The 21,797-nt window shown below is 58.9% G+C and carries 15 protein-coding genes; 5 read left to right on the top strand and 10 right to left on the bottom strand.

The annotated features are described in order from the left end of the window. Positions 1-434: 434 nt before the first annotated feature. The 5 genes from U5709_RS01585 to U5709_RS01605 form a co-directional block, all read right to left on the bottom strand. Positions 435-1,316: an ROK family protein gene (locus U5709_RS01585; protein WP_321970923.1), complete on the bottom strand. Its 882-nt coding sequence runs from the start codon at positions 1,314-1,316 to the stop codon at positions 435-437. A gap of 15 nt (positions 1,317-1,331) precedes the next feature. Then, on the bottom strand, positions 1,332-1,718 hold the full coding sequence (locus U5709_RS01590; RefSeq protein ID WP_321970924.1) for a PTS lactose/cellobiose transporter subunit IIA: 387 nt from the start codon (positions 1,716-1,718) through the stop codon (positions 1,332-1,334). A gap of 2 nt (positions 1,719-1,720) precedes the next feature. Then, positions 1,721-2,020 (bottom strand): PTS sugar transporter subunit IIB, encoded by a 300-nt coding sequence (locus tag U5709_RS01595; RefSeq protein ID WP_321970925.1) that lies wholly within the window; start codon positions 2,018-2,020, stop codon positions 1,721-1,723. A gap of 87 nt (positions 2,021-2,107) precedes the next feature. Beyond that, entirely contained in the window at positions 2,108-3,463 is a 1,356-nt protein-coding gene (locus U5709_RS01600; RefSeq protein WP_321970926.1) for a PTS sugar transporter subunit IIC, read from the bottom strand. A gap of 85 nt (positions 3,464-3,548) precedes the next feature. Beyond that, positions 3,549-4,955, bottom strand: coding sequence for a glycoside hydrolase family 1 protein (locus U5709_RS01605; RefSeq protein WP_321970927.1), 1,407 nt, complete (start codon positions 4,953-4,955; stop codon positions 3,549-3,551). Between the two features lie 239 nt (positions 4,956-5,194). Here U5709_RS01605 and U5709_RS01610 point away from each other — a divergent pair, with 239 nt between their 5' ends. The 4 genes from U5709_RS01610 to U5709_RS01625 all read left to right on the top strand — a co-directional run bounded on the left by U5709_RS01610 (position 5,195) and on the right by U5709_RS01625 (position 10,910). Further along, positions 5,195-5,920 (top strand): GntR family transcriptional regulator, encoded by a 726-nt coding sequence (locus tag U5709_RS01610; RefSeq protein WP_321970928.1) that lies wholly within the window; start codon positions 5,195-5,197, stop codon positions 5,918-5,920. 449 nt (positions 5,921-6,369) lie between these two features. Beyond that, positions 6,370-8,202 carry an ABC transporter ATP-binding protein gene (locus U5709_RS01615; protein WP_321972616.1) on the top strand — a complete coding sequence of 611 codons (1,833 nt, stop codon included), beginning with the start codon at positions 6,370-6,372 and terminating at the stop codon, positions 8,200-8,202. After that, the gene (locus U5709_RS01620; RefSeq protein ID WP_321972617.1) at positions 8,203-9,960 is read left to right on the top strand and encodes an ABC transporter ATP-binding protein; all 1,758 of its coding nucleotides are present in this window, start codon (positions 8,203-8,205) and stop codon (positions 9,958-9,960) included. 350 nt (positions 9,961-10,310) lie between these two features. Next, on the top strand, positions 10,311-10,910 hold the full coding sequence (locus U5709_RS01625; RefSeq protein WP_321972618.1) for a hypothetical protein: 600 nt from the start codon (positions 10,311-10,313) through the stop codon (positions 10,908-10,910). Between the two features lie 259 nt (positions 10,911-11,169). On the opposite strand, the gene U5709_RS01630 is transcribed toward U5709_RS01625, so the two are convergent. After that, the gene (locus U5709_RS01630) at positions 11,170-12,195 is read right to left on the bottom strand and encodes an HNH endonuclease signature motif containing protein (protein ID WP_321972619.1); all 1,026 of its coding nucleotides are present in this window, start codon (positions 12,193-12,195) and stop codon (positions 11,170-11,172) included. 144 nt (positions 12,196-12,339) lie between these two features. Here U5709_RS01630 and U5709_RS01635 point away from each other — a divergent pair, with 144 nt between their 5' ends. Continuing rightward, on the top strand, positions 12,340-13,887 hold the full coding sequence (locus U5709_RS01635) for a DNA cytosine methyltransferase (protein WP_321972620.1): 1,548 nt from the start codon (positions 12,340-12,342) through the stop codon (positions 13,885-13,887). A gap of 64 nt (positions 13,888-13,951) precedes the next feature. On the opposite strand, the gene U5709_RS01640 is transcribed toward U5709_RS01635, so the two are convergent. Genes U5709_RS01640 through U5709_RS01655 form a run of 4 tightly spaced genes read right to left on the bottom strand, consistent with a single transcriptional unit; the run spans position 13,952 to position 21,368 of the window. Continuing rightward, positions 13,952-16,081, bottom strand: coding sequence for an AIPR family protein (locus tag U5709_RS01640; RefSeq protein WP_321972621.1), 2,130 nt, complete (start codon positions 16,079-16,081; stop codon positions 13,952-13,954). Continuing rightward, positions 16,068-17,045, bottom strand: coding sequence for a PD-(D/E)XK motif protein (locus tag U5709_RS01645; protein ID WP_321972622.1), 978 nt, complete (start codon positions 17,043-17,045; stop codon positions 16,068-16,070). The genes U5709_RS01640 and U5709_RS01645 overlap by 14 nt, the downstream gene beginning before the upstream one ends. Next, positions 17,035-19,890 (bottom strand): Z1 domain-containing protein, encoded by a 2,856-nt coding sequence (locus U5709_RS01650; RefSeq protein ID WP_321972623.1) that lies wholly within the window; start codon positions 19,888-19,890, stop codon positions 17,035-17,037. Before U5709_RS01650 ends, U5709_RS01645 begins: the two co-directional genes overlap by 11 nt. Positions 19,891-19,892: 2 nt before the next feature. Further along, positions 19,893-21,368, bottom strand: a complete 1,476-nt coding sequence (locus U5709_RS01655; protein WP_321972624.1) for an ATP-binding protein — start codon at positions 21,366-21,368, stop codon at positions 19,893-19,895. Between the last annotated feature and the right edge of the window lie 429 nt (positions 21,369-21,797).

Raw genomic sequence — 21,797 nt, forward strand, 5'->3', positions numbered from 1 at the left:
GACAGGTCTGCGTCGCCGGATGTCCGGCCAGCAATTGGTGACAGGCACGGGCCGCACATCATCCTGGGCGGCGGGTCGCCGGCTTCATGACTCGCCGTCCTTCTCGCCGCGTTCCCGCGCATGCACCCCGAGCCAGTCACCACTTGCAGGCCTCCGCTAGCTGCAAAGAAAACGGGGCGAGTTGGTCGGTTTGGGGGCCGTTTGCAAAGAAAACGGGGCGAGTTGGTCGGGTTGGGGCCCGTTTGCAAAGAAAACGCGCCGAGTTGGTCCCAATCGCACCAACTCGGCGCGTTTTCTTTGCGCCGCGGCCCCGCGCGCACCAACTGAAGCGGTTTTCTTGGCGGCGCGGCCCCGCGCGCACCAACTCGGCGCGTTTTCTTGGCGGCGCGGCACAAAAAACGGCAACGACTGGGGGTTGTCGCCGCCGTATTTTGCTAGAGTGCGCGTCTTGCGAGTTCTAGGCATCCAAGTATTCCTTGGTCGCCTCCGCATCCCGCAGGCACTATGTAGGAGTCGATATCCTCGAGCTCGGGAGCCGAGATATAGCCTCCAAGGTATTCGAGCGTCTTTTTCCTCACGATGGGGAACAGCTGCTCTTGGTGCATTACGCCTCCGCCAAGAACAATGCGCTTTGGCGAATAGCACAGAATAAGATTCATGCACATCTGTGCAAGATAGTCGCCCTCGAGCTCCCACACCTCGTTGCGCTCAACAAGCTCCGCAGCGGGCTTGCCCCAGCGCAACTCAATGGAAGGACCCGCAGCCATACCCTCAAGACAGCTCGCGTGGCTCGGGCACTTGCACGGACCCTCATCGCCCGCAACGCGCGTCACGAGCATGTGGCCGGCCTCGGGGTGAAGCATGCCATGCAGCAGGTTTCCGCCACACATGACGCCGGCGCCGATGCCGGTACCAATCGTCACGTACACGCAGTCATCGAGGCCCTTGCAGCTACCGAAGGTAGCTTCGCCAAGACACGCGACGTTGACATCGGTGTCGTAGCCGACCGGCACGCCGAGCTTCTCGGCAAACGCATCTCTCAGCTGGCAGCCGCGCCACGCAACCTTAGGCGTTTCGAGAATGGCGCCGAAATCCGCGGCCTTGGGATCGACGCGTGTCGGGCCAAAAGCGCCAATGCCCAGGGCAGCAACGCCACGACTCTCAAACCACTCGACCAAGCCCGGAAGGGTCTCGCCAGGGGTGAGCGTCGGAAATGATTCGCGCTCAAGAACAGTACCGTCGGCCGTGCCAACCGCACAGACCATCTTGGTACCGCCGGCCTCAAGCGCGCCGAGTCTTATATCCGCTGCAGCCATTGCTTTGCTCACTTCCTAGGAGAGCTTGCCCTTGAGCTCGGCCAGCTCCTTGTGGACGTCGATAAAGTCGTTGGCAACGACGCGGAATGTCTCCGCAGCAGCCATCTGATCCTCGGCGTGGAGCAAAATGAGCGTGAAGGGGATGGACTCGCCAGCGGCAGTGCGCTGAAGAAGGCTCAGGTGAACATCGTGGCCCTCCTTGAAGGCCTGGTCGCCGTCGGCGATAGACTGAGCAGCCTCGTCGAACTTGCCTTCCTTGGCAAGCTGCACAGCGCCGATGTAGCTCGACTTGGCAACACCGACGCTAGCGATGATCTGGAAGCAGTCGGCAATGAGCAAATCCATGCTGCTCTGAGCACCGTCACCGGAAGCCTCGAGGACCTCGTTATCGCTCTCGGCCATCTTTACTCCCCCATCAGCTTGCACGCAAAGTCGTTGATACCAGTAGCGTTCATGCGGCCGTAGTCGATCATCGGGATAACCTCGACCGGCTTGTCGGTAGCCTTCTCGAAATCACCCTTGGTGTAGCCAATCTGGGGGCCAAGAAGGACAACGTCGGCCTCGCCGATCTTGTCCATGGCCTCGTTCAGCGGACGAGCCTCGATCTCGACGTCAAGACCGCGGGTCTTGGCGTCGTTCTGCATCTTCTGCACGAGAAGGCTGGTAGACATACCGGCGTTGCAGCAAAGCATGATCTTCTTCATAGTGCACTCCTTTGTTTTTTCGCCCCTACAGGGCAATGAGCGGGGCCGGGACGCTTCCCGGCCCCGTCTTGATCCTAAGGCTTTCGCTTAGGCCTCAAGAGCCTGGGACTCCTCGGCCTGCTGAGCGGTCGCGCGCTCAGAGATACGCATGAAGGGCAGGTAGACAGCCATACCGATAGCAATCTCGACGACCTGCCACACAGCGGCACGCCAGTCGAAGCCGGTGGCCAGCAGAGCGGACAGCACGGGAGGCGTGGTCCAGGGCACCTGAGCGATGCAGGGGGAGATGATGCCGGCGCAGGTCAGGCCATAGGTGGCGATGATGAACAGATCCGGGAGAAGCACGAACGGGATCATCAGCGGCAGGTTGTAAACGACGGGGTAACCGTAGATGACCGGCTCGTTGATGTTGAAAAGGCCCGGAAGGATGGACATGGAAGCAACGGTCTTGCTCGTCTTGGACTTCGAGAACAGGAAGGTGTCGAGCAGGAGCATGAAGGTGCAGCCAGAGCCACCCATAAGGGCGAAGCTGTTGATGATCTGCATGTTCATGTAGTGGTCGGTCGGGATGGCACCGCCGGCGGCGTAGGTGGCCATGTTGTCGACAATGAGCATCGTCAGGATCGGCTCGACCGTAGCACCAGAGATGGTGGACTGGTGGATGCCGACGCAGAAGAGCAGGTTGGCGAGCGTGTAGATGAACACAACAGCCCACGGACCAGCGTTCATGATGCTCTTAAGCGGGGTGGCGATGAAGGTGGAGATGATCGTGAGTAGGTCGGTGCCAGCGCAGACGCTGAGCAGGGCGGCCACGATGCCGAAGACCGAAAGGGTGAGCAGCATCGGGATCATCACGTTGAAGGACTTGGAGACCGCGGGGGGCACGCCCTCGCCGAGGTTCACCTTGAGCTTCTCGACGCCGCTGATCTTGATGAAGAGCGTGACAGCAAGAAGGCCGATGATGATGGCGCCGAACAGGCCGTTGGTGCCCGTGTTGCTGGTGGAAAGAGCGCCGGTAACGGCAGCGGAGGTGACATCATCGGTGAGCAGCTCGCTGGTGGCAGCGAGGCTAGCGGTGATGGTCTGCGGCATCATGATGACAAACGAAGCAATGCCGACAACCACGCAGGAGAGCGGGTTCTCGAAGCGCTTGTTCGTAGCCAGGCTGTAACCGATAAGGCCAGCGAGGATCAGAGCCGAGACGTTGAGGGTGCCAAGCGTAAGCTGGGAGCCCCAGGTCTGGAGGTTGGCAAGCGTCGTCTCGTCGAGCGGGAACAGCGGGAAGATGACGTTGTTCACGAGGACGGCGATGCCAGCCAGAATGTAGAGCGGCGTAATCGTCGCGAAGGCATCACGGAGCGACCTGAGGTGCACCTGATTGCCTACCTTTGCGGACACCGCGGCAAATTTGTCGAGGAATGCCCGCCCCTTCTCATTGGCCATGATTGTTCTCCAATCTGTATGTGTTGGCCATTTCCTTGTTATCCTGCGAGTTGTTCGTTTCCCCGGCCCGCAGGTCGTGCACTAGTTACTCGATGACGTGCGACGTCGCGACCTTCGTGAGCCACTCGGCCGACTGCTTCGGGCGGCGCTTGTAGCCGTCCATGAGGTCGACCTCCACAAATCCGTAGCGGTTCTTGAAGGCGTTCGACCAAGACCAGTTATCGATGAGGCCCCAGTAGTGGTAGCCGCGGCACTTGGCGCCGTCGGCAATGGCGCGGGAGACCGCCTCAAGGTGAGAACGCACGAAATCGACGCGGTACGGGTCAATGACGCGGCCCTGCTCGTCGCGATTCTTGTACTCGTCCATGATGCCGATGCCGTTCTCGGAGACAAACCACTCGAGCTCGGGGTAGTTCTTGGCACAGTCCATGCCGAAGTCGTAGAGACCCTCGGGATAAATCTCCCAGCCACGGCTCTCGTTCATGACAGCATCGGGCCAGACGTACTCGTCGGCGAAGTGCGGCAAGCCATACTGATCGACCTTGCTGGCCGGAGCCTGGACGCGGGTGGGGTGGTAGTAGTTGCAACCAAGCCAGTCGACCACGCCCTGGGCGAGAATCTCTGCGTCGCCAGCGCGGACGGGCAGGCGGACGCCGCCCTCCTCCAGCGAGTCGAGCACATCCTGGGGCAGAGCGCCCTTAGTAATGAGGTCAAGCCACCAACGGTTATTGATGCCACTGGTCATGCGAACAGCCTCGAGATCAGCCTCGGAGGGGTTCTCCTTGGTGTAGGTCGGAGTGAAGCAGTTGATCATACCAATCTTTGCATCAGCACGAACGGCGCCCTCGGCCTGGGCGGCACGGAAGTTCGCAACACCGAGTGAGTGAGCGAGCGAGATGTGGTACTGCACAGTGCGGGCACGGCCGTAGTCGTGAAGCTTCGGGTACCAGACGCCCTCCTGGTAGCGCTGCTCCGGCTCTACGATCGGCTCATTGAAGGTGAACCAGTACTTGATCTCGGAGCCAAATTCGCGGAAGGCGACATCGGTGTAGTGGGCGTAAGCCTCGACAACCTCACGGCTCTCCCAGCCACCACGACGGAAGAGGTAGGTCGGCATGTCGAAGTGATAGAGGTTCACAAAGACATCGAGACCAGCCTTGGCAGAGGCGCGGAAAAGCTCGTGATACCAAGCAGCACCTTCGGGGTTGAGGTTGCCGTTCTCGTCGAGCAGGCGGCTCCACTGAATGGAGGTGCGGTAGTTGTCGAGACCGAGCTCCTTCATGAGGACAAGGTCTTCCTTGTACTTGGCCATGAAGTCGTTACCGCCGTAGGAGCCCACGCGATTATAGAAGTCGTCGAGGTTCTCCATGGACCAGGTGTCCCAGAGGTTCTCGAGCTTGCCGCCTTTGTTCCACTCTCCCTCGGTCTGCGGACCAGAGAGAGCTGCACCAATGAAGAAGTCCTTGGGAAGCGCGAGCTTCTGCTCAGCCATGCGTGCTCCTTTTGCCAAATACATTACGTACATGCCGGCATACTGATAATTAGAATTAGGTATGTCAGATTTATTTTGTATATAGGCTTTCTTATTGCAATATTCAGTAATGGTGTCCACAACCGAGCGGTCGGAATTAATAGGTAAGCGGTATAGGTAAATAATTAGCTATGAATACCTGCATTTCTGGAGCTAGCCCGCAATAATTACTGTGGCTAACAATATTGTTCGGAGGCATCATGGCTATGAAATACGAGGCCGTAGCAGACAGCCTGAGAAAAAAGATTCGGACCGGTGCCTATCGTCCCGGAGATCAGCTCCCCTCCATCGAGCACCTTTGTGAGCTCTACTCTGTGAGCAAAATCACTGTTAAGAAAGCACTCGACGAACTCGAATCGTCCGGCCTCATCTCGCGCAGGCGCGGTTCCGGCTCGTTCGTGAAGAACATCAAACCCCTGCTCGGCGGCCGCATCGGCCACTTCGAGACAAGCGGTCAGATGGCTGGCTTCATGAACGAGCACAAGTCCCTCGGCCAGACGGTCCAGAGCATGGTGAAGGAGTTTGGCGTCGTCACTCCCCCGCCCGAGATCGCCTCGATGCTCAACATCGACGAGGACCAGTTCTGCTACCACATCGTTCGCATCCGCATCGCGGACGACGAGCCGCGCACGGTCGAGTACACCTACATGCCCATCAACATCATTCCGGGTCTTCGCGTAAAGACGCTCGAAGACTCCATCTACAACTACATCGAGAACGACCTTGGTCTCAAGGTGGCAAGCGGACACCGCATTGTACGTGCCGTGCTCCCCACAAAAGACGAGACGGAATGGCTAAACATTTCGAGAGACTCCCCCATGCTTGAGGTCGAGCAGGTAGGATACCTCGACGACGGCACGGCCTTCGAATACTCCATCTCGCGCCACCCGAACGGCTACGAGTTCAGGACCATCAGCATCAACTAGCGGACCGAAGGGTCAGGTCGGCGGCTCTGTTGCGGGTTGTCCGGCCCGGGGCCCGTCTGCAAAGAAAACGCGCCGAGTTGGTCGAGTTGGGGCCCGCCTGCCGAGAAAACGCGGCGAGTTGGTCGGGTTGTGGTCCGTTTGCAAAGAAAACGCGCCGAGTTGGTCGGTTCGGGGCCCGTCTGCCAAGAAAACGGGGCGAGTTGGTCCCAATCGCACCAACTCGCCGCGTTTTCTTGGCAGCGCGGCTCAAATCGGACCAAGTGAAGCGGTTTTCTTGGCGGCGAGGCCCCGCGCGCACCAACTCGCCGCGTTTTCTTGGCAGCGAGGCCCCGCGCACGCAGCCCGAGCCTGTCTCCACTTGCAGGCCTCCTAAGTAAGAACTGGCTAACTTTGCGCCCTTCTGATAAGTTACCTGTGGCTAACTCTCACGCTATTCAGAAGGGAATTGCATGACAAAGGAACAGAAGGAGAAGTCCGGCATCGCCGTGCTTCTCGACTTTGCGGGGGAGCGCAAGTGGCTGACCTACCTCGGCTGCGCGCTCTCCGCCGCCGCACAACTGCTGGGCTTTGGCCCCTACGTCTGCATCTGGCTCGTGGCGCGCGACCTTATCGCCGTGGCGCCCGACTGGACGGCGGCCACGGGCATCGCGACGTACGGCTGGTGGGCCGTCGGTTTTGCCGCGGCGAGCATCGTGCTCTACTACGTGGCGCTGTGCTGCACACACATGGCGGCCTTCCATTGCGCCTCCAACATGCGCAAGCAGGTCTCCGCTCACCTCATGAAGCTACCGCTCGGCTACTTTGACAACCACGCCACCGGCGAGCTGCGCCGCATCGTCGACGGCTGCGCGGCCTCCACGGAGACGCTGCTGGCCCACTCCCTGCCCGATGTCGCGGGCTCCGTGACCATGGTGCTGGGCATGCTGGTGCTGCTCTTCGTCTTTGACTGGCGGCTTGGCCTCGCGTGCCTGGCGAGCGTCGTCGTGAGCCTCTTGGCCCTCATGAAGGTCATGGTCGGCGAGGGCGTTGAGTTCATCAAGCAATACATCGACGCCAGCACCAACATGAGCAAGGCCGGCACCGAGTACGTGCGCGGCATTCCCGTGGTCAAGGTCTTCCAGCAGACGGTCCACTCGTTCAAGGCCTTCCACGACGCCATCAACGAGTACTCCGAGCGCGCTCGGGACTACACCGACAAGATCTGCCGCGGCCCGCAGGTCGTGAACCTCTCGGCCTTGAACGGCGTTGTGGTCTTCCTGCTGCCGGTGGCGCTGCTGCTGGCCCCCGGCGAGGGCGACTTCGCGCACTTCGTGACCAACTTCGCGTTCTATGCCATCTTCAGCGCGGTGGTGCCAACGGCCATGAACAAGCTGATGTTCTCGACCGAGGCCTTCCAGAAGGCGGACGACGCCCAGAAGCGCGTGCGCAGCGTGCTCGAGGCCAAGCCGCTCCCGGTGTCGAAGACGCCGGAGCACCCGTCCGGCAACGACGTGCGCTTTGACGACGTGACCTTTACCTACGAGGGCGCCGAGAAGCCCGCCGTGGAGCACGTGAGCTTTGAGGCCCCCGCCGGCAGCACGCTGGCGCTCGTCGGCCCGTCCGGCGGCGGCAAGTCCACCTGCGCGGCGTTGATCCCTCGCTTCTGGGACGTCGATTCCGGCAGCGTGATGGTGGGCGGCGTCGACGTGCGCCAGATGGACCCGCACGAGCTCATGGACCAGGTGGCCTTCGTCTTCCAGACAAACCAGCTCTTCCATCAGACCCTTGCCGACAACGTGCGCGCCGCGCGCCCGGACGCAACCGACGACGAGGTCCTGGCCGCGCTTTCCGCAGCGCAGTGCGACGACATCGTGGCCAAGCTGCCGCAGGGCGCAAACACCATGCTCGGCGCCGGTGGGGCCTATCTCTCCGGCGGAGAGGTGCAGCGCGTGGCGCTGGCCCGCGCCATCCTGAAGGACGCCCCCATCGTGGTTCTCGACGAGGCCACGGCCTTTGCCGACCCGGAGAACGAGGCCCTCATCCAGCGCGCCTTCACGCGTCTGGCCGCCGGCCGCACCGTGATCATGATCGCCCACCGCCTCTCCACCGTGGTCGGCGCCGACAAGATCGTGGTGCTCGACCAGGGCCATGTTGCCGAGAGCGGCAAGCACGAGGAGCTTCTCGCCGCCGGCGGCCTCTACGCCCGCATGTGGGCCGACTACGAGAAGGCGGCCAGCTGGCGCATCGAGGGCGAGAAGGCCGCGGCCACGCCCGCCGTGGCCATGGAAGGGGGTGAGGCTTAGATGTTCGCCTCACTGCAGCAAAAGTATTTCCTGTCCGACAAGGCCATGGCCGGCGTCAAGCGCGGCATCTTCTGGACGGCCGTGACCAACCTCATCACCATGGCCGGCATGGTCTTTCTCTATCTGGTGATGGGGGCGTTTGTCGCGCACCTGACCTCGGGTGCGGAGCTTCCCGCCGCGCTGCCGATCGTCGGTGCCCTGGCGCTCTTCTTTGTGGCGCTCATGGCCGGCAACTGGCAGCAGTACTACTACACCTACTGCATCTTCTACGAGGAGTGCGGCAACCAGCGCATCGCCATCGGCGAGCACCTGCGCAAGCTGCCCCTGAGCTTCTTTGGCCGCCGCGACCTGGCCGATCTTACCGAGACCATCATGGGCGACGCCCAGACCATGGAGCACGCCTACAGCCACGTGCTCGGCGAGCTCTTCGGCGCCGTCGTCTCCACGTGCGTCGTGTTTGTGGGGTCGCTCTTCTTCTGCTGGCAGCTGAGCCTCGCCGCGTTCTGGAGCGTGCCGGTTGCCTTTGGCATCATCTTCGCGACGCGCAGGCCCATGGCGCCCGTTTTCGACGGCGTTCGCGCCGCCAAGGTCAAGGTGACCGAGGGCATCCAAGAGACGCTCGAGTGCGTCCGCGAGATCCGCGCCACCAACCAGGAGGCGCACTATCTTGAGGGCCTCGACGCCACGATCGACGAGCAGGAGCGCTTCACGGCCGCAGGCGAGCTTCTGAACGGCCTGCTCGTGAACTCCGCCTTCGTGGTGCTGCGCCTGGGCATCGCCACCACGCTGATCGCGGGCGCCGGCATGGTGGCCGCGGGCCAGATCGACTTCATGGTGATGTTTGCCTACCTGCTGATGGTGAGCCGCATCTACGGTCCGTTTGACCAGGCCATTAGCATGATCTCCGAGCTGTTTGCGGCCGAGGCCTCCGCAAAGCGCATGCGAGCGGTCATGGAGGAGCCGCTCGCCGAGGGCGCACAGGAGTTCGAGCCCGCGGGCCACGACGTTGAGTTCAGCCATGTGGCCTTCAGCTACGGCGCGGGCGACGACGGCCGCGCCGGCGATCAGGTGCTGCGCGACGTGAGCTTTACGGCCCGCGAGGGCGAGGTCACGGCGCTGGTGGGTCCGTCCGGTTCAGGCAAGTCCACCGTCAGCCGCCTGGCTGCGCGCTTCTGGGACGCCACGGCGGGTACCGTCACCGTGGGCGGCGTGAACGTGGCAAGCGTTGACCCCGAGGTGCTGCTGCGCGACTACGCCGTGGTCTTCCAGGACGTGCTGCTCTTTGACGACACGGTGATGGGCAACATCCGCCTGGGCCGCCGCGACGCCACCGACGAGGAGGTGCTGGCTGCCGCACGTGCCGCCAACTGCGACGAGTTTGTGAGCCGCATGCCAGATGGCTACCAGACGATGATCGGCGAGAACGGCTCCAAGCTCTCCGGCGGCGAGCGTCAGCGCATCAGCATTGCCCGCGCGCTTCTTAAGGACGCGCCGATCGTGCTTCTCGACGAGGCCACCGCGAGCCTGGACGTTGAGAACGAGACCCGCGTGCAGGAGGCGCTCTCCCGCCTGCTTGCCGGCAAGACCGTCATCGTGATCGCCCACCGCATGCGCACGGTGGAGAGCGCAGACAAGATCGTGGTTCTGCGCGACGGCCTGGTTGCCGAGCAGGGCACGCCCGCCGAGCTCAAGGCCGCCGGCGGCGAGTTTGCCCGCATGGTCGAGCTTCAGCGCGACTCCGCCGCCTGGAGCCTGTAGGTCATGGCTTGGCCCCGGTCCCGGACACGTTTCGGGGCCGGGGCTTTTTTCGTGCAGGCCGACGGGGCCCGGGGTCCGGGGGCCCGGGGCTGCGACGCCGATTGGGCGAAAAACGCCCTCCCGCGGGCGATTGCGGGAGGGCGTCGGCGGATCCTGTCACAATCGGTACGTTTTTTGAAAAAATTCCGTACCGATTGTGACAGGATCTCGTTTGCCGGCAGCTGATTACTTCACGCCGTACCAGCTGATGCCCTCGGCTTTCCAGCCGGCGGCGAGGCGGCGGACAACCGCGAGGCGAGCGCTCGCTCGTATGCGGGCGCCGGCCGCCCGCGAGGCGGGCGTTCGCGCGTATGCGGGCGCCGGCCGCCCCCCGGCGCCTCAAGGGCACGGGGGGCGTCGCGTTCCTGACCTCGGTCCAGGTCGACCAGGCGAAGGCGTCGCTCCACCTGAGGGACGCCGGCAACGGCCCCAGCGACACCTGGCTCTATATGGCGATCGCCGCCGACGACAGGGGGCAGGAGGCGTCCGCGAACGCCTTCCTGCGCGGCATGCAGGGCATCTTTGGCACCGAGACCATCTCGTGCGACGGCACCAAGTCCGACGGGTTCGTGGTCGCGGCCAATCCCGCGAGCCTCCCCGAGGCCATGTGGGGCAACGTCCGCAGCCACGAGAACCTCTACATCATGAGCTGCCGCTTCTGCGGAAGGACCGTCTTCGCCAACATGCACGGCGGCGAGACGAGCTTCTGCAGCCCCAGCTGCCGCAGCGCGTGCAGACGGATGCTGAGGGGGCAGGGGCGGCGGGAGAGTAGCGGGAGCGATGCGGGGGCTTGCGCTTCCCCGACCTCGTCCTGTAGGTGGCGGAGGGCGACCACGACCGCATGCGCGCCCGCTGCCTACGCTGCGCCGCCGAGTACCCCGAGCGCGAGGAGGGCCGCGCCGACGTGGTGAGTCTCGTCGTCACGCACGACCGCACCAGCCGCCTGCGCCGCCTCATCGACGCCTACATCTGGGAGGATCGACTAACGAAATGCAGGTCAAGGGCATAGCCGCTCACGGGCGAATAAGAGCCGCCGGGGATTTCACGGGTGGCCCTCACCGTGCCCGCCGCGACCGCAGCCAAGCCCTCCCGCGGCCGCCCTCGCGTGCGTCAGGTACGCCTAACAACGACGGGGAGGGGAAAGGCGAAAGGCACATCGATTCCGGCCGCCTACGCGAGCACAAGCTCCCTGTTCTCAATGAGGAACTGCTCGTAGTGGTTGCCGATGAGATCGGTACTGGGAGCATCGGCGCTGTTCAGCGGGACGGAAATCGGGCGCCCCAGATAATCGCGATAGTTGCTCCCCGCTAGGCGTCCCGAGAGCTGAACCTTCATGTTGTCCGGGTTGATCGAGATGAGATGAGCGTCGAACAACAGGTGCACGTCGGCACGAAGCAGAATTCCGTTGTTCACAATCTGGCTGTGCTTGCCGCGGTAGGGCTTGATATGCGCCGCCTGCAGGACCTCGGGCACCTTGGTTTCCGTTATCGCGCAGCTCTCGCCGTATGCGCTCAGCAGCTTTTTGCGGAAGCGGTCCTGCTGCTCCCTGCGCACTTGGGCGATAGTAACGATGCGCCGCATGTCATCGTTGGAGATCTCGACCTGTGCGATCTTCTTCTGCTCGACCTTGGTCAGCGAGTCGGCGCCCCGGAAGCAGAAGCAGCCTTGCGACTCGGTCCGGGGGTTAACCGGGCCATGCAACGTGAACATGCCCGAGACGCTGTTGTAGTGCTCGACGTATGCGAGCCCGAGTATGGTATAGCCCCCCGCCTTGCTGGGGACGATCACGCCAACCGGCACGCCGTCTTCGAGGCAGTTCATCAGGGCCTCGTTGTAGCCTTGCTTCGTGTCCGGCCCGTCATACCTCGCGTACTCGAAAATCCAGGTGCCGTCACCGAGGTGGATTAGCTGCTTGTCAGCATACCTATCCCTACGGCTAGAGTGAACGGCCAAGGCGTACTTACGCCCCTTCTTATACCTGACTGAGCTGCTTGAGGGCGCGTAAATCCCGGATTGTCTGCACAGCGGAAGCCCGTCTTTTGTCCTCGTCTTCGAGGCAAGAGGCAGGGCCGAGCAATGCTGCCCCTCGTTGTCCCGGTACCACTCGAGCACCGACGGGGCTTTCTCTGGTATCAGGCGGAACGCCCTCTCCAGCGAAAGGTTCATCACCTCGCACTCGCGAATGAAACCGGACATGGATCCTCCTCAGAAGGTCTTACGACCAATTCTGGTGAGTTTTGCATCGCGGATCAAGATCGCCGACTATCCAACTTCGACAATCTGGCGAAGGCAACCTTGTCCTGGTATCCTGGAATCAACAGCCAGCGTTTGGAGTTCAAAGTGATTGCAGTCATCGATTTGTTTGCCGGAGCCGGCGGTCTCGGGGAGGGCTTCTCCTCTCTTAGGGACTCATCGGGAGAGCCAGTCTTCGAGACGATCATGTCCATCGAGCGTGACCAGCAAATCCATGAGACCCTGCGCTTGCGCGCGTATGTTAGGAGAATTCTCAACCCCGACGGCAGCGTCCCCGAGATTTACCTCGACTACATGAGAAACAGGAATAACGACTCTCTCGAGAAGCTCAAGGCCTATGCACCAGACGAATGGGAGGCTGCTTGCGAGGAGGCGCTGTGTGCGGAGCTTCGCGACGGTGATAACACACTTGTAGAACTGGGAGCAGAACGTCTAAGAAAGTGGCGAGCAAGTCACCCGAATAGCCCCTTCGTGCTCATCGGCGGGCCTCCGTGTCAGGCATATTCGCTCGTTGGACGTTCCCGTCGCGCCCACGACGAGGACTTTGACAAGGATGTTAAGCACACGCTCTACAAGTGCTACCTGGCCTTTATTCAATCACTGCAACCCGATATCTTCGTGATGGAAAACGTCAAAGGCCTACTGTCCGCAACCCATCAGGGGCACGGCGTCTTCAAGCGCATCATCCACGATATGGAGGAGGCCGGATACGAAGTCCGATCCTTGGTCACAGAGCACCCCGAGGCGCCTAGGGACTATATCGTCAAGGCAGAGAAGTATGGCGTACCCCAAATGCGTCACAGGGTCATCCTTCTTGGAGTAAAGCAAGGGTCGGGCATCAAAACGGGCACTCTCGAAGCAAGCAAGACGGCAACCCTCAGAGACGCTCTGACCGGCATTCCAAGGCTGCGCAGCTCTTTCTCGAGGAGAACTCGCGAACTTGGAGACTCCGATTGGGAGAAATACGTAGACTGCGCTGCGACTCAAATTCTCGAGACCGATGAAGGCACGTGCCTTGCCAGCGTCTTTGAGAAAGCAAGCGAGTGCGGTCATCCCATGACATCGAGCTCCGAGCATATCACCGCGGTCAGCGGAAAATACAACAGCTGGTACAGGAGACGCTTCGGGAAAAGTGCCCTGCTAACTGATCATGACGCTCGCAGTCATCAGGCATCTGACCTTGATAGATACCTCTTCTGTGCGGCCTACGCAGAAAAGTACGGACACCCCGCGCACCTCGAGGACTTTCCCAGCCGCCTTCTTCCCAACCACAAGAACGTCCGAGAGAACAACAACAGCGAGTACAAATTCAGCGATCGCTTCAGGGTGCAGATGTGGGATAGGCCATCAACAACCATTACTTCACATATCGCCAAGGACGGTCACTATTACATCCACCCCGACCCAGCACAATGCCGCAGCTTGACTGTTCGAGAGGCAGCGCGGCTCCAGACCTTCCCCGACGACTATTTGTTTGAGGGGAATCGGACAGCTCAGTACACCCAGGTTGGAAACGCCGTGCCCCCCATGCTCTCTCAGCAGATTGCCGCGGTGGTCGCAGATGCTCTCGAAGTTGAGGCGAAGCCGTTTGTAGGTGGCGTAGTACGTCACGATGAGCCACCCGCCAGCAACTAGGCAATCGAGGGACGCCCGGATAATTTCTGACGGGCGTCCCCCAACGAGCTCTCTTAAGCATCCCCTACCATTCGTGATGGCGTCCGAGACGCTTTTTGTTCTCTTCGATTTTTAGCGGGCAACCCTCGGTCTTCAGCCGCTGATAAAACTTTATGAGCGCCTCGCACTGTTTATCAGTAGGCATCTTGCGCGGGATAGAAGCGGCGCACCTGAGAATGCCGATTTCCTTCTCAGAGCCCTCCCCTTCCTTAATGCACCAGTTAAGAAGCTGTTTCCAAAAATCAGCCCCCGCTTTGACGACCTCAGTCTGGCATTCGATGCCAATGACCACCCTCTGGTCGTTTTTTGCCTCGCGGCTCGCATCCTTTTCCTCTGCCAAGTCGACAAGCTCATCCAAAAAATCTTCGTTCCAAGAGGCCTTTTTGACGCTAAGCCTGTCCCAGCAACCCGTCTGCTTGGCCCACTCGGAGATGTTGCCCGAGCCCGTCTGGGGATCCATCAGAACCTCATGGGCAACGTCTGCCGCGGTTTCAAGCGCGCGACGCAGCGCAAGGGAGATGCCCTGATCGTTCCAGATGCTATCGAAGTTAACCGACTTGCCCATTCTACGCACGGCATGGGCGAGATAGCCAATTGTCAGGACAACGTGCTGGGAGCGATAAAGACCCGGCCTGTACCACTCTCGCTGCGTCACAATAGATTCGGTCTGGTTGAAGATGATCTTCTTGGCGATACACGCCTTGAAGTACCTCTCATTAAAACTCGAACGATCGCTCTCCCACTTCGCAGATATGATCTCCGCAAACTGCTTGAAGTTCTTCTGCGCTCCCCTGTTTACGATATAAGGCTTGTCGGTCCAAACCATCAGATACTTTGCAAGGTCCGTCTTGTTGAAATACTGGGCCTTCGGGCACTCTGCGACGAACTTCCTCTTGTTCGCGGGAGTAAGGTAGGCCTGCGCATCTCGGTACTGGCCGCGAGCCCTTTCGTAGAACCATTTGGTCTGGATGAAGCTGCCCTCCATCGCCGGGGAGAGAACGCGACGGGAGAAGCGCTCCATCTCAACATGGAACTCGTGGTTTGAGAAGAAGTCGGCGTCAGAGACCTTGTTCTGGCTGTTTGCGTAGCGCGATATCTCGGGCACCAGCTCCTTAGCCTTGTCGGGCGGAAGCACGCTCAGCTTCATCTGGACGTACACCTTAGAGAGATCCTTGCCGTCCTTAAATGCCGAATAAATTGAGGCAGTCGTCTGACCGCCGTTCACAATCTGCAGGTTCCTGAGTTCGGTGATGAGCGTCCCGGAGTCGGAACTATCTGTTACGACATCCTCGGCGGTGGCGGTAATGCCGTTGTTGAACGAGAAGAAGAGGTCGGGACGGTTCTCGATAGTGCGCCTGATACCCTTGTTGACATTGCTTCTGGCCTGCAGGAAGACTCGCACGTTTTGCTCAAGCAAACGCGTTCCCCACCTGTCGTAAATCTCTGCAAGGTCCTGTCCTGGAATTGCGGCGAGAAACACGGAGCCGCCTTGCACGGTCCCCGCCTCGAGCGCCCTCAACGGCCCATGGGGAAGCTTATCAAAACGAACATGAAGCTCCTCGCGCTCTCGGCCCGACAGCTCCAGCTTCCATAGGCGCGTCGCGTCCCATACGTCAAATACAATCTTCTTGCCATCGTATGAGGACGCGTCCTTGCCGGTGACGTTCTTGCTGAGGCGGCGATTGGTAATCAGGTAGAACTTGATTTGGTCAATGGAGTTCCAGCGCTTTGAGACCATGTCCGCCAGCTCATAGCCCGGGTCGGTCTCCTCCATCTCCTCCCAGAAACGCCCCCTGCACGCCTCGAGGGCGAATTTGAGGACCCTTCCGAAGTCGGCGTCCATCTCCTTCTGAGTAAGGTTCTTCGGGCTTTCATCGGCCTCGAAGTCCAGAATTATCAACCCCAAGCTGTGTGAGCCGGAGCCGCCCTCGGGGTAATCGAGAAGCGGATCGCCGCAATTGCCATCGACCCTAATACCGCCGCGGGACGGGCGATAGTACGAATAGCGAGCCACGTCGAACTCGCCCGCCTCGACCAAACGGTCGGTGACAACGTCGAAGAACGCCTCTTCCTTGTAGATTCCTGCCGAGCTCGAGGTCAAAGCGACATCTTGGAAAAGCTCCTGTTGGTATGTCTCAAGACTAACCTCGCTCACCGTCAACGCCTCCCAAAGCCGTGATTACCTCGGACTCATCGGCCGAGCAATCCTCACAATACGACAGGTCAACCGAGTACTTCGTTCTCATCACCCCGGGCGGCAATTGAGAAGGCGTCAGCCGTGGGAAGTTCTCATCAACCTCATAGAAGGCCGTACCCAGGCAATCATAGGTGCCGTGATTTTGTGACGCGACGTAGCCAGCAGCGGCGAGGCGAAGCTCAAACTCTTCCAAGGCAACGACATCGGCGCCGATGGTCTTAAATATTTCCTCAACGAGGTCGTCGATACTCGAGCCATCAGCCGCCCCCGAGCCCAATCCTGCGACAAAAAGAAATAGTTTTTCCTGAGCGCTGGAGTTTAGTTGGTTCTCCGAGCTAATGACCACATAGGGATTTTGGGGCCCTCCGTTAGATTTGACCTCAATGAACACGGACCCGAACGAAAAGTCCCTCGGCGCCTTCTGTGGCCCAGACCAAGAGGTTACGGCGGCATAAGCGCCGACCACCGGTATCAGCCTCCTCAGCAGGAGCAGCTCAGCAAACAGCCCACGCTCTTGCTCGGCAGACATTCCCTCCCCCCGTCTGAGCAGATATCGCCATTTCTCCAGGCGCCTCTTCAAGTGTTGAGGCATAGTAAGGCCCGTGGCAGCCTTCGACGCGTCGATTATGTCATCGCACAGACTTGAGAATAGATCAGCGACCTTGTTATCGAGCAACACGATAAGGATTGAGCTCTTGTCCTCCCCCGATGACCACTTCTGGATTTCGATAGCCTCGAAATGTGGAAAGACGACATTCGGCGCGGAAGAGGGAAGCTCTATCAAGAGGGCCAGCCTCCCCTCCGCAGTTTTGGCGCTCAAAATATCAAAATCGGCATCATCGTTAGAGCGCGGGATAAGACGCGTGCTTAGCGCCTCCGCCTGTTCTGGTACCTTGATGCCCTTCCATCGGTCAGTCGCCATACTCATCCTCGATATCACTGTCCTCGTCGGCAACGTCATCGCCGAAGCTCATGGACTCCAAAGCGGTCTTATTGAAGACGTAGTCGACGGCACGATCGTGGTTGAGCCGCGGGAAGCAGATGCTGTACGCGACATTAGGCTCCGAATAGTCGAATGAGTGCCAATAACGGCTTTCGAGAGCCCCAAGTCTCTTGTCGCCATCAGTCACGGCTTTGTTGTACTCCTTCTCGTTCTTAAAACGCATATCGAGAAAGTGCACCACCAACAGCGGTGTTCGACGTCTGTCGAGACAGCACTTGCCGAAGGAAGCCCGAACGCCGAGCCTCTTATCAGACTGCGCCTTCTCTTCAGCGTCAGATCTCTCTTGCTTCGACATGCCGACACACTCGATGTACTTGGTTGACACCTTTGACCTATTGCCAACGTAAACTGTTTGCTCGTTTGTCCTTGCGCCCGGTTGACGCCTTTGATAGCGCAATTTGAATTCGGAGCACTCGAACTCAAGCACGCTCTCGCAGCTTGCAGAAGTTGCTCCAGCAAACATCACATCCCACTTGTCCATCCCATCCTCTTCGCAATACGCGATTTGCGTAAGAATCGGATCGGTCTTGGTTAGCAGCGACTCGGGACAATTGTTGAACATCTGGACAAATGCCCTGATTTGAGCTGTAGGGACATTGTGGTAGAGAACTCCTCTTCCACCCAACTCATCCTCGTCGTTTCCCCAAAACGCACCCACGTGGTCAGTCGCTTCGAGCGAAGTCATCAGAGAATTGGCAGACGCCATGTTATGGCTTATCGCTTCTTGCGAGCGAGTCAGCGCAGTGGTCTCAACCGTCTTGCCGCTCAGTCTGACCTCTCTTCTTAGCTCGCCGGCCCCCATCTTGTTCCTGGCGGTGACCATAAGGGCACTAGGGTGCGACCTGACGGCAAGGCCGAAATCAAGCGGCGTACGATGCATCTGCTGCATCCTGACCAACTCGCCCATCAGCTCGTCGGTGGCATCAGCCACATAGCGGCACCAGCCAGCCGACTCCTCCGTCATCCACACCCTGCAGATGTCCTCATAGCCCACTCTATGTCCGAACCATCTGCTCATCTGCATCAGGGTGTCATAGGCGCGTGAGTTGCGCGAGTAGTACGAGACCAGAAGCCCCTCAAGAGTGAGACCACGAGACAGCCGGTAGCCACCAATGGCAATAACGTGCTGGACTCCGCCGTTATAATCGAGCCCGTCTTTCGACTTCGAATTGACAAGTTTCGTATTGATCCTGCCAACAATACCGTTCATCTGCTTGAGAGCGGACTCCCAAGAGAGACTGTCGCCAGCAAATTCATCCTTCCAAATTTCCGCCAGCTCTTTAATCTCTGCAGAATTCGACGTCGCCTCATCGGGGCTCAGGGAGGAATAGACCCTTATCTGCGGCTTGAGCACATCGTCGAGATACCTGTCGACAAGCCCTTGAAGTTTCTTCTGGACCGCGTTGTAGGGACTTGAGTTAACGAGCATTGAGGTGTGGGTGTCCCCTGCCCTATTAACCCGAATTACGCTGGCAAGGACGAACGTCCTGATCGCTCGCTTGAGAGACTCGGGCAGTTCCCCGATCTTCAGCTCCTTGGCGGATGGCGGCATGAGGAATATGTCATCAATAAACCGGATGTATTTGGGCTTGCCGATTACCTGATATTCCTCGGGGTCAATGTCTCCAAACACCTTGTCGGCTCCGAAGTAGGAGTCAGCGGCATTGAGGGTATAGATGAAATTCCTTGGGAACAGATCCTTGTGGAACTCCTCGTCAATTTCGTCCTTGTCGATAAGAATGTTGGCATAGGGCGTTGCCGTGTATCCCACATAGGTGCTCTTCGCAAAGAGGCCTAAGAGTTCCCTGATCTGTGAATTGATTTTTGAAATCTCTTCTTTGCTTTTCTTTGTGTTGATGGAGGCGTTGTCCGCCTCATCATCGATAAGTAGCAAAGACGAGTCTGCAGCGACGTTTGACTTTAGCCAAGTGACGATATTCTTAAGGGTGCTGGTGTTCTTCTTAAGTACAAACACCCAAGGTTCCGCGACATTGCTGGCCTGAATCTGCATCAAAGTCTTCATCTTTGCCTTCTTGAAGTCATCGATGCGCGTAGTCCCTGGGTTTGGATATCTAGGCGCCGAATCTCGAAGTTCGCCGACCCCGACTCGAACTGGCTGATTTCCAGCCATTCTGCTGACGTCCCTGCCGACAAAACCTTCCTCGATACGCTGCTGCGTCTGTGCACGTAGGTCGTTAGTGGTCGCAGCCAAAACGAGAATGTAGCGGTACCCAGCATCCGCAGCGCGGCAGATGAGGCCCGTATAGTTGGCAGTCTTTCCGGACTGCACATTGCCGACGACAAGCCCTTTCTTGCTATACCCCTCCTCAGCAGCAGGGTCACCGCACAGCCTAAGAACGTCCTTTGAGTCTCTGTCGATGGCCTGCACCACCTCATTGCCCCAATGCAGCTTTGTTCCAAGGTACTTTTTGTAACGACGCCAGTAATACCAACTGATATCACCCTCGCGGGCCTGAAGCCAAGGCGTGTTGTCGTCAGAACTATCGTCCACGAGGCAAACACCCTTTTGCTGCTTCACGGATTGCTGCTTGTGATACCTGATGCATATAAGCTTGACGAACTGCTCGCGCATCTTCATATCTTTTAGCTCTGGCACACAACCCATGGTGTCAACGTAAACATCAACGAATCCACTCACGAGCTTCTCGACTTCCTCCTTGGTCGGAAGCTTGTCCTTAAAGGTGTTCCAGAGGGCGTCTTCGATTGTCCGCAAGAGCTCAGCATTAGTCTCCACAGCCGCCATGCTTAACGCTCCTCAATTCCAAGTGCGGACAGGACATCGCCCCAGCAATGCGCAAATATCTCCTGTGTACGCATAGCATTAAGAATCGTCAAATCGTCCAGGCCCGAGCCTTTCATGGCACGGAAAAACGCGACGGCGTTCTCACGCGTCTCCTCGGTGCTCGTTTTAGGAGCAGCAACCGAATCTGGGTCGTTGCTAATTTCGAACCTGATCGAGTCAATCGGGAAGCCCGTCGAAAGCATCTTCAATATCAGGTCGAACTGCTTTGTAGCATCAGTGGACAGCTCCCTTTTGAAGTCGGCAATAAGGGGGTGTTCATCATTGATTAGGTAGTTGATGTTCCCGTTGTCCTTGATTGCATTCCAAAGGGGGAAGTTTGTCTCGGCGACCTGCTTAGCCCCGCGACGCTGATAAACCCTACGAGAGGGCGAGTACAACGTATTGAGTAAAGACTTTATCGACAGGCGCACGTTTTCTGGCAGCTGCGCGGAGGCCTTCTTTACGTCGATTTTCCAATCTTCATCGTGCTGGTTGTCGATGTCGATCCTTACTCGGCATAGCTGAGTTAGCGGCTTCTTCTTTGCTAGTCCGAACCAAGTGCCATGGATTATCAAGCGGCGGGCCCGGTAGAGGTAGATGCCCTGGTTCTTAATGTATCCGCCCCTGAGCCCGTAATACTCGTAATCGGCGGCGTCTTCGTACTTCGATGCATGAGGCAGGGTATAACTCTGGATCGTCACGCCACCGGACAGGCGTTCAACCTGCTGAGAAATAGTCGCCTCGCTTGCTGAGTTGAACGGGTCAATCGGCTCGATTTCACGGCCATTGCAGCTCATAGAGACGCGCTTGTAGCCCCTCTCTGCCTTGAGGAAGCGGTGGAATACGAGCGAGAGATGCTCCAGCATATCGCTGACATTTCGATTGAAAACGGCCGTTGTGTCGTTGTCCCTGTTTCCCTCAACACCCACGACTCGGTCAATCTTTTCCCAGACAATCAAAGTGCCGTGATCGCTGACCAACAAATCAGAAAAGGCAACCTTGCTAAGAATTTCATCATCACCTTGGATTTCAGTCACTTGCCAATTGTTGGTCTCGGCAACGTCATCCAAGTCCCAGTAGAACGCAGACATGGCCCCATCACACTTAGAAACTACGGTTAGCTTGCGACACTGGGAGAATGATGCGGTCTTAAGCCCAAGGCCGAAGCGCCCGAGATCCTGGGAGTCTCTCACCTTTCGGGGATCCGTGCTTCCCATGCGCATGGCCTGCAGGAGCTCATCTCTGCCAAGTCCCTCGCCATCGTCTACGACAGCGAGTATTGGCTTGGGGGCAGTCCTCGTTTGAATACGAATGCTTGTGGCTCTCGCAGAGATGGAGTTGTCGATGATATCGGCCACGGCCGTCTCAAAGGAGTATCCGATATCCCTCATACTCTCAATGAGGATTGATGGGCTCGGATCTAGCTCGATCTTGTCCATGGGCCATGCCCTTTCAGTTATTCGCGTCCGGCGGTCAAGCGAGTCGTCAAAGTCGAGCAGAATCCTCAAAGGGGCCTAATCGACCTCATCTTCCTGAATCATTCCTAATTGTATTCCCACTCCCGAGCAGCAATTGGATTAGGCAAGTGTGCGGTATCGCGAGCGCTATGACAGGTAACCCGCATCGCCACACTAAGCCAGAATCAGGCTGCATATGCCACGTGATGACGAACGGTATAAAGCCTCGCCGACTTCTAGTTCTTAACGGCGTAGCGCCCACCGCAATCGCGGCAGATGTACTCACGCTCGCCCTTAGTGCCCATTGCCCGCCAACCTCACGACCCCCTCCCCTAGTACACGTCAAAGCTCGTGCGCTTGGCCGACGACTCGCCCGTTAGGGTGACGACATCGTCGCACGTCAGGCCCTTC

It is taken from the genome of Paratractidigestivibacter sp., from assembly GCF_963660155.1.
Classification (GTDB): Bacteria; Actinomycetota; Coriobacteriia; order Coriobacteriales; family Atopobiaceae; genus Paratractidigestivibacter.